7 protein-coding genes are annotated in these 6,659 nt (G+C 30.9%); 1 reads left to right on the forward strand and 6 read right to left on the reverse strand.

All coding sequences use genetic code 11. The annotated features are described in order from the left end of the window. Positions 1 to 173: 173 nt before the first annotated feature. The 5 genes from Q0929_RS08525 to Q0929_RS08545 all read right to left on the reverse strand — a co-directional run bounded on the left by Q0929_RS08525 (position 174) and on the right by Q0929_RS08545 (position 3,584). A complete protein-coding gene (locus Q0929_RS08525; RefSeq protein ID WP_299239880.1) occupies positions 174 to 662 on the reverse strand; it encodes a hypothetical protein in 489 nt (162 codons plus the stop codon). Position 663: 1 nt separating this feature from the next. After that, positions 664 to 2,463, reverse strand: coding sequence for a hypothetical protein (locus Q0929_RS08530; protein ID WP_299239883.1), 1,800 nt, complete (start codon positions 2,461 to 2,463; stop codon positions 664 to 666). Positions 2,464 to 2,682: 219 nt separating this feature from the next. Continuing rightward, on the reverse strand, positions 2,683 to 2,874 hold the full coding sequence (locus tag Q0929_RS08535; protein WP_299239886.1) for a hypothetical protein: 192 nt from the start codon (positions 2,872 to 2,874) through the stop codon (positions 2,683 to 2,685). Between the two features lie 55 nt (positions 2,875 to 2,929). Beyond that, positions 2,930 to 3,256 carry a DUF2173 family protein gene (locus Q0929_RS08540; protein ID WP_299237917.1) on the reverse strand — a complete coding sequence of 109 codons (327 nt, stop codon included), beginning with the start codon at positions 3,254 to 3,256 and terminating at the stop codon, positions 2,930 to 2,932. Positions 3,257 to 3,272: 16 nt separating this feature from the next. Continuing rightward, positions 3,273 to 3,584 carry a DUF2173 family protein gene (locus tag Q0929_RS08545; RefSeq protein ID WP_299239889.1) on the reverse strand — a complete coding sequence of 104 codons (312 nt, stop codon included), beginning with the start codon at positions 3,582 to 3,584 and terminating at the stop codon, positions 3,273 to 3,275. Positions 3,585 to 3,936: 352 nt separating this feature from the next. Between Q0929_RS08545 and mgtA the strand changes: the two genes are divergently transcribed. After that, entirely contained in the window at positions 3,937 to 6,369 is a 2,433-nt protein-coding gene (gene mgtA, locus Q0929_RS08550; protein WP_299239892.1) for a magnesium-translocating P-type ATPase, read from the forward strand. A gap of 69 nt (positions 6,370 to 6,438) precedes the next feature. Here mgtA and Q0929_RS08555 read toward each other — a convergent pair. After that, the coding region (locus tag Q0929_RS08555) for a transposase (protein WP_299239895.1) at positions 6,439 to 6,659 on the reverse strand (221 nt) is incomplete at its 5' end.

Below are 6,659 nucleotides of genomic sequence, written 5' to 3' on the forward strand. Positions count from 1 at the left end.
ATTTCAATCTTATAAGTAGATGGAGAAAGGTTAAGACTTTTGTTGCTTATCTATATGCATATGCTATTGGTTATAGCTTTTTTAGAAAAAGTAAACTATGGAGGTAATTTCTCACCCGACGTATAATAAAATAGAGTATCTTTGAATTTCTCTAAGAAATACTCTTATAAAATTCATCTTTCCCAAACAAGATATATATTTTTAGTATTTGAACTGTTTGATATATTAGATAAAACAGATTCATCTACCAAATATCCTTTATATTCGCTTGGAAGTTGGATTTTATACTTATCAAGTCTACTTTTTATGAAGATAAGCTGAGGTCTGCCTTTTTTCCAGTATAAAGCACCTACAGCGTTTTTAACTTTTTTAATCAAGTCTTCATCAAACACTATAGCTGGTTTATTATAGTTTATTTCTTCGGAATCTTTTCCAATTATCATAAAATCTGCATATTCACAGTTTGTTATTCTAAGATATTTTGAATAATTTAGTATTTTGTTTACATTGTAGTTTACAACGCAAACATTAACAGGTTGTTTATCAGTCATATCTGTAAGAATTTTTTCAATGAGTCTAACTTCAACATAATCTGGATTAGGCTGTGAAAATGCTGGAATTACAAAAGCTAATAAGAGCAACAAAATTCTTAAAGTTTTCATGTTAAAATACCTTTTCTATAGTAACTAAAATTTTTCTATCGTATGCGTTAAACACACTTGCTGGAAGCATAGATGGTATTGGTGGAAAAACAGACTTTGGAGAGCTGTTTAACAAGTTTTCTCCTTTTAGTTTTATGCTTAGATTTGGAGAATGATGATAAATTATACCAGCGTTAAAGTTGTAGCTTTGGCTTACTTTGCTGCCATCAAATACAGTAAAGCCTTCTCTGTATATTAACTCTCCAAACAGGTCAAACTTATCTATAGATTGTAAATATCTAACATACCATCCAAATGTTGGGCTTAATTTGGTTGAGTTAAAATTAATAAAATTTTTGTAAGCAGAGAAGTTAATTTTTTTATTTGCGTCTACCCGGCTTTCATAATCAAAAGCAAACAGATTAGATTTTATTGATTTATCTAAGTTATAGGTTCCACGTAGTCCAAAATCAATAAGCTTTTCCATTATCATATACACGTAAAATAATTGAAATTTATTCTTATTTTTCTCATAGTTTAATTCTAAACTGCCACCTTTTACATCTTCTGATTTTAAATTTTTTGAGTCTTGACTGCTTTCAATTTCGTAAAAAGAAGGGGGGACATAAGTTTTTGTTAAAAATCCTTTGATATAAAGGTCGTTGTTTATGTAGGATATGAAACCTAATCTGGAGATAAACTTATTAAGTTTTTCTAATCCACCATCTCTATCATAATGGTCATATTTTAAACTTATAAATAAAAGATTCTTTTCATTTATGTTAAATTGGTTTTCTGCGAAAATAGTGTATAAGTTTTGATTTTTGAACTTGTATTTATCTCTTAAAGCTGGAGGATAAACATCTGATATATCATTTTTCTTAAACTTTGCAGAGCTTCCTATAAGTAATATATTTCTATCTGTTTTAAACTCTTTTGATATATTAAATGTATATTTTTTAAGATTTCTGTTTTCATAGTAATAATTTACGTTCATATAGTTTGGAAATCTTAAGGCTGGTAAATACAAGCCGTTGTTTTCAAACTCTACATTTCTTCTGTTTTCATCGTAGGCAAAATTTAGTTTTAATGATTTGTCATCAAGTAAATACTGAGTTATTGATATATAAGCATCTTCCGAGCTTATTTTAGAAAAATCTGGGGTTCTATCTACTTCAAGTCCCATATAAGCATCTCTTTTTACACGGGAAAAACCTATATCTATAGATGTATCATAGTAGTTAAATTGCAAAAATGCATGCTGCCTAAAATTATCTCTATCTAATGGAGTGTTATTTAAATGTTGAGTTTTAAAATTATCATATCCTTGATATACGCTTACTAAATAAGAAAAATTTTCTTTTGGCTTTCTTGCATCTGTAAAGCTAAATCCATAATCTTTTGTTGTTGATACAGATGTTTTAAATACAGTGGCGTTTTCTCTATCGGGCTGTTTTGTGTAGAGTTTAATCATTATTATTGAAGGTTCATTTCCAATTCTAACAGCACCTGCTCCCCAATAAATCTCTATATGGTCTATGTTATCTAATGGATAGTTGTCATAAATAAGGAATGGATTGTCTGTATGCAATGAGCTTACTTCATGGTCGTTTATAAACAATCTGTATTCAGTTGTAATTCCAACTCCGTCACCGGCTGACGTTAATTGGTAAACTCCAAAACTATTTTGCACAAATGTGTGTAGTCTTAATGATTTAAGTATATCCGAAAGTTTGTTAGCCTGCATCATTTCAATTTCTTTTCTTGTAATAAGGGTATAATGACCAAGACTTTCAACTCTTGTTTTATTGGTTAAGTCCATAGATTCTTCATATGTAGATAATAATGCTTGATATATCTTCTTGCCCAAAGGCGGTAAAAGAGTTTAAAGCTAACATAGCGGTTATTATTAATCTTTTATTTTTGTTTATAATCATAGCTTATCCTTTTAATGTTTTTGTATAAGCCATACCGGTTTGGGAAAATTCCTATTTTCTTGAATTCATAATATCATAAAAGTATTGTAAAGGTGATTTTTTGTTTAAACTATAATGAGGTCTTTCTGTGTTATCAAGTGTATTAATTCTCTGAATGTAAGCAGATGTTCCTGCTTTCTTTCTATAAAATACTTTATAGACGCAGTAAACCCTTTCAAATCATTAACAAGCTTATCATTTTTATTCCATTCATCTTTGTATAATTGTATCCATTCTTCAGATAAGAATTTTGCCATTTTTCTACTCCTTTGATTTTTTAGCCGGGAGAAACTCCCGGCATGGGTTAATTAATTACTTAGAAAGAAGGGCTTTAAAAACTTCCTTAAATGAAACTTCATCGTTTTTAACGAATACACCAACATTACCTGCAACACAAACTGAATATTTAGGACCTGTCAATGCCCAGCCATGTAATGGAGTCCATTCTTGGCCAGAAAATGCAGTGTATCCGTCTGTTTGCATTTTTGCCATTGCGTTGTTTGCTGCACACATTGCAGCTGCCATTGCTGCCTCTTCTTCAGTTATATCTCCTTCGTAAGCTACAAGTGTGCCATCTGGATTAAATTCGCCTGCTGCAAAAACACCTTTGATTGACATTAAATTTTTTAGGTCTGCCATTTTACCCACCTCCTAATTAAACATACTTGCTTAAAACTTCAAAAGTTTTGTCAAAGTCAGCTTTTGAAAGCTCAACAAAAACTCCAACATTTCCCATGATGCATGCAGCATATTTTCCGGCTGCTACTGCAAAACCTTGAACAGGATAAAATCCTTCTTTACCTGTGTATGCGCTCCAACCTTTTGCTTGCATGTTTCCTATAGCTCTGTTAGCTGCAGCCATCAATGCAGCTATTTCTGCCGCTTTTTCTGAAATGTCCCCAGTGTAAGATAAAAGTCTTCCGTCTTCAGAAAATTCACCTGTTGCAACTGCTCCAGGCAACGACATTAACTCGTGCAACCTTGATAAAAATTGCCATGACCAACACCTCATAAAAAATTTTCAAAAAATATGTATATAAATTTTCATGCCAATTAAATTAAGTATTTTATAAAATGATATTATTTATGAAATAAATTTTGACTAAGATGTTGCAAAAACTGTTGCATGCTTTAAAATGTTACATAGTATGTTGAATAGGTTAATTGGTATGGATAATATTAAATGATTTTTTATATTAATGTGCTTCGTATAAATTAAATAATATTTAACGTTTTCCTTTTTATCCCTACTTTAACCTAATTTAAAAATTCTTCTGATATAATAACCAAACCAAAATATAAAAAATCCGGAAAACATTATGAAAGCTAGCACTCCAAAAATAGTAGGACTGTCTTCAAGAGAAGCTGAAGAAAGACTTAAAAAATATGGTTTAAATAAAGTTGGTAAAGAAAAAAGATTTACAGATTTAGAGTTATTCTTAAATCAATTTAAAAGTCCCTACATCTTATTACTTTTGTTTACCGCTCTACTTTCAGCCATTTTAGGAGAAACAATAGATGCTTTAGTTATCATAACGATTGTTTTGCTTGGTAGCATATTAGATTTTTGGCAGGAAAGAGGCGCACATAGAACAGTTGAAAAGCTTCTTTCTATGGTTAAGACATATGTTAATGTAATTAGAGATGGAAAAGAGATGGAAATACCTATTGAGTATGTTGTGCCGGATGATATTGTTGTTTTAAGAGCCGGTGATATGGTGCCGGCTGATGGAGTTTTATTAGAAGCAAAAGACATTTTTATCAATGAATCTCTTCTTACAGGAGAGCCATATCCGGTTGAAAAATTCGCCAACGATAAAGTATTTATGGGAACTCATGTTGTTAGCGGTTTTGGAATTATGAAGGCTGTCAAAACAGCCAAAGATACAGAATACGGAAAAATTGCTGATAAATTAAGACTTGGAAAAGCAGAAACAGATTTTGAAAGAGGCTTAAGAAGATTTGGATATACGCTATTAGAAGTTGCAACGATTTTAATTATCGTTGTTTTTGCTGTAAATACTTACTATCACAGAGGTGTTATAGATTCTCTATTATTTGCACTTTCCCTTGGAATTGGTATAACTCCTGTTCTTTTGCCTGCTGTTGTTAGCGTTGGATTGTCTTATGGTGCAAGATTTATGGCTAATAAAGGTGCGATAGTTAAAAGATTAGCATCGATAGAAAACTTTGGAAGTATGAATGTTTTTTGTTGCGATAAAACCGGTACTTTAACAGAAGGAAAAATGAAAATTTTCGCATTCAAAAATATAAAAGATCAAGATGATAGTAAGGTTGCAATTTTTTCATGCGTTAACTCATGTCTACAAACAGGCTATAAAAATCCGATTGACGATGCTATAAAAGAAAGTCAAAAAGATTTAGATATTTCAGATTATAAAAAGTTAGATGAAATTCCTTATGATTTCAACAGAAAAAGATTGTCTATCTTAGTAAAAAAAGATGACAAAAACGTTTTAATAACAAAAGGTGCTTACTCTCACATCATAGAAGTTTGCAAATATGCCGAGATAGATGGAAAGATTTTAGATATAAAAGATACAATTCAAGATATTGAAAAACTTTATACTTTGTATAGTAGCCAAGGGTATAAACTTATTGCGGTTTCTTATAAATACGTAGACAAGGAAAGAATAGATTTTAACGACGAGTCTGATGAGATTTTTATCGGCTTTGTTATACTTCACGACCCACTCAAATCTGATGCAAAAGATTTAGTCAGCAAGCTAAAAGATTTAGGAATAGAACTTAGAATAATTACGGGAGATAACAAGTTAGTTGCCCAGCATATAGCTCAAAGCTTGGGACTTGATGGAAAGGTGTTAAGCGGTGAAGATATAAGACATCTATCGGAAGATGCTCTTATTAATAAGGTTAAAGATACTTTTGTGTTTGCAGAGCTTACGCCGCTTCAAAAAGATTTGGTAGTTAGTGCCTTAAAAGACGCCGGCTATGTAGTAGGATATATGGGCGATGGAATAAACGATATTGCAGCTATGAGAGAGGCAGATGTTGCAATCTCTGTAGATAACGCAGTAGACATAGCAAAAGAGACAGCAGATATAGTTTTATTAAAAGCAGACTTACAAACTATAATTGACGCAGTCGTTGAAGGAAGAAAAACATTCTTAAATACTATGAAATATCTTTTTATGGAAGTAAGCTCTAATTTTGGAAATGTATTTTCTATGACAGGTGCATCTTTTATAATTCCTTTCTTGCCAATGCTACCAAAACAAGTTTTAACTCAAAATTTAATGTCAGATGCTGCTGTAATGTCAATCCCAACAGACAACGTAGACAAAGATTGGATCAAGACTCCAAAAAAATGGAATATTGAGTTTATAAAAAGATTTATGATAGTCTTTGGATTAATAAGCTCTGTTTATGATTTTATAACGTACTTCTCTCTGATGTATGTATTTAATGCAAGCCAAGAACTTTTCCGTTCTGCTTGGTTTCTTGAAGGTCTATCGACACAAGTAGCCGTTTTATTAGTTTTAAGAACAAGAAAAATTTTCTTAAAAAGCAAACCATCTAACTTTTTAATCTTAACTGTAAGTTTAATATTTATATCAGGATTTATAATTCCATTTACTCCGATTGGAAAATTATTAGAACTACAGCCTTTAACTTTAAGTCTTTATTTATTTGTTATAATCGTGATAATTCTTTATATACTAACAGTAGAAATAGGTAAAAAATTCTTTTACAAAAAGTATGATTTATAGTTTTTATACGTGTGATAATAAATTCAATAAAAGACTCTTCGCCGGCTTCAGAATGTTCTATGTTAAATGTCAAGTACAAAAATTTTCATCAAATGGTTTTCTATTCTTTAATACACCATATGCCTGCCTTAATAACTTATGTGCTACAGCCACTAATGCTAATTTTTTAGCTTTACCTTTACTTACTAATCTTTCGTATAATTCTCTGCAGTATTTGTTAAACCTTATTGCTGATAATGCTGCCATGTATAGTATCTTTCTTGCATATGGATTTCCCATTTTCTTTATCT

Origin of the sequence: Sulfurihydrogenibium sp. (assembly GCF_028276765.1) — a bacterium.
Taxonomy (GTDB): domain Bacteria; phylum Aquificota; class Aquificia; order Aquificales; family Hydrogenothermaceae; genus Sulfurihydrogenibium.

Coding starts and splice junctions, on each gene's coding strand:
- Q0929_RS08540 (WP_299237917.1), bottom strand. CDS start 3,256: ATGGCAGACCTAAAAAATTTAATGTCAATCAAAGGTGTTTTTGCAGCA.
- Q0929_RS08545 (WP_299239889.1), bottom strand. CDS start 3,584: ATGTCGTTGCCTGGAGCAGTTGCAACAGGTGAATTTTCTGAAGACGGA.
- Q0929_RS08535 (WP_299239886.1), bottom strand. CDS start 2,874: ATGGCAAAATTCTTATCTGAAGAATGGATACAATTATACAAAGATGAA.
- Q0929_RS08525 (WP_299239880.1), bottom strand. CDS start 662: ATGAAAACTTTAAGAATTTTGTTGCTCTTATTAGCTTTTGTAATTCCA.
- mgtA (WP_299239892.1), top strand. CDS start 3,937: ATGAAAGCTAGCACTCCAAAAATAGTAGGACTGTCTTCAAGAGAAGCT.
- Q0929_RS08530 (WP_299239883.1), bottom strand. CDS start 2,463: ATGGACTTAACCAATAAAACAAGAGTTGAAAGTCTTGGTCATTATACC.